This is a genomic window from Candidatus Latescibacterota bacterium, from assembly GCA_019038625.1.
Lineage (GTDB): Bacteria > Krumholzibacteriota > Krumholzibacteriia > Krumholzibacteriales > Krumholzibacteriaceae > JAGLYV01.
The window spans coordinates 1-2,050 of record JAHOYU010000157.1 but is presented as its reverse complement, the minus strand read 5'-3'; the positions used below and the strand labels follow the sequence as shown (position 1 = coordinate 2,050).

2 protein-coding genes are annotated in these 2,050 nt (G+C 48.0%); one reads left to right on the top strand and one right to left on the bottom strand.

Annotation, left to right across the window (positions count from 1 at the left end):
- The coding region (locus KOO63_11810) for a PocR ligand-binding domain-containing protein (protein MBU8922494.1) at positions 1 to 323 on the top strand (323 nt) is incomplete at its 5' end.
- A 421-nt stretch (positions 324 to 744) separates the two neighbouring features.
- Here the strand turns inward: KOO63_11810 and KOO63_11805 are convergent.
- Positions 745 to 1,764: an IS110 family transposase gene (locus KOO63_11805; protein ID MBU8922493.1), complete on the bottom strand. Its 1,020-nt coding sequence runs from the start codon at positions 1,762 to 1,764 to the stop codon at positions 745 to 747.
- Positions 1,765 to 2,050: the final 286 nt, after the last annotated feature.

Sequence of the window (2,050 nt, the reverse complement as noted above, 5' to 3'; positions counted from 1 at the left end):
ATGGTGCGATCTGTGCTCCCTCCGGGCAGATGTTTCGGCAGTTGATGCAGACCGGCAGGAAGCCTTTTGCCGAGGAATGCGAAGGCGGGATGCTGAGAATTTCCGTTCCGATCATTCACGAGGGCGAGCTTGTAGGTGCTGTGGGCGGGTGCGGTTTGGTGCCTGAGGATGGCGAGATCGAAGAGTATATGATTGAGATGTCGACCGGCATGACCGGGGAAGAAATTGCGGCACTGTCCAAAGAGGTCGGCATCGCTTCCGAGGCTCGGGTTCAGGAAATTATTGATTTCATTCAGGGCAAAGTAGCAGAAGCCATCGGATAGCCTACAAGAATCGTTTTTCTACCTTTTGAGAGCACTGCATAATTGCCCGCTGGCTGCGCTAAGTGAATTGTTGCCGAGTCTTCGAGGCTTACAAGATCTTATGCCTCAGGTATGCTGCAAAAAAGTCAAATCCTAGCGTACAGGAAGTACGCGTCGGCCTTGACTTTTTTGCGCGCCTTGCCAGCGAACATATATGGACCCGCCCCAAGAGCAAGAGCTTTTTGATGATGTCGCAAAATCGAATGCAGTCATATATTCGGCCTATGTTTGTGGTATGGCCCTGATGGATTTCGCGCCTTGGATCCTTATCAATTCTGCGGCCTTGGGGCCGTTGTTCGCTTCAGGTTTTTCCAAGGCCGGTTCGACCTGTTTGTCATCAATCGGCTTCTTGTTGCATTTCGTTGAAAAGTTATGCCGTAGGTTACGCTATTGCCTGATATTCTTCGTCTTTTGCCAGCACCGCCCACGCCATACGCGCCATTTTGTTAGCTTGGGCCACTGACGCTCTTGCGTTTCCTCTTCGTTCCATCAAGGCCGCCAACCATCGACTCCGAAAATCCGTTTTATCTTGGCAATATTTCAACAATGATCGCCCTCCATGAATCAGCAGCGTTCGCAAATATTTATTACCACGCTTGCTGATACTCCCAAGCCACTGTTTGTTGCCAGAGGAATGTTGTCGCGGCACAAGGCCTGCCCAGGCCGCAAGTTGCCTTCCGTTTTTAAAGGTTTTTGCATCACCTACTGCTGCCACAAAAGCCGTAGCGCACAGTGGCCCAAATCCTGGTATCTTTCGTATCCGGCGGCATGCCTCAGATTCTTTGCATATGGTTTCCAGCATTGCGTCATATTTCTTGATCCTCACCTCAATATCAACAAATTCAGCATACATGTCAGACAACAGATCACGCATTCTCAAAGTCAGAATGTTCTCGGTATCTTCCACCATTTCCGGCAACAGCCTCCGCAGGTACCGAAAGCCTTGCGGCACGGCCAGCCCCATCTCCAGCAGCAAGGCTCTTGCCTGATTGCTCAAGGCAGTGCGGCTTTTGACCAATCGTTCTCGGCAACGATGCACAGCTTGAATGTCCTGCTGTTCAATGTTTTTTGTGGGAACAAAGTGCATGGTTGGCCTTGTAACGGCTTCGCAGATTGCCTCCGCATCATTCCGGTCGTTTTTGTTGGTTTTGACATATGGTTTGACATATTGCGGTGGCATTTGCCGAACTTCATGTCCCAATTTTTCAATTTCACGCGCCCAATGATGAGAGCCGCCACATGCCTCCATACCCACAAGACACGGCTTTAAATTGACAAAGAATTCCAATAGGTTTCTCCTGCTCACGCGTCTTTCAAGTACCTTGTTTCCCCACTTGTCAGCCCCGTAAATTTGAAAGATATTCTTTGCCAAATCGACTCCAATAGTGGCAACATTCTTCATGACCCGTCCTCCTGAGTACGTTTAAAGTTTAAACACTGGCACTATGATGCCGTGTACCGGGGGGCGGGTCCATTCCATTAATTCTACAGAACTCTCAAGAATATCAGAGTAAAAACATTGACTAAAAAGATTAACTAGTTGTTATCTAACGATAAATACCAGAAATGTCTTTCTCGCATGTTTTTATCGAGCATTGGTCTTCTTTTGTATTTTTTAACTAATGGCAAGGCTTTACTTTTAGTCCCTTTTTAGTATACCAACCCGCATGAATTGAGTAGAATGGGGA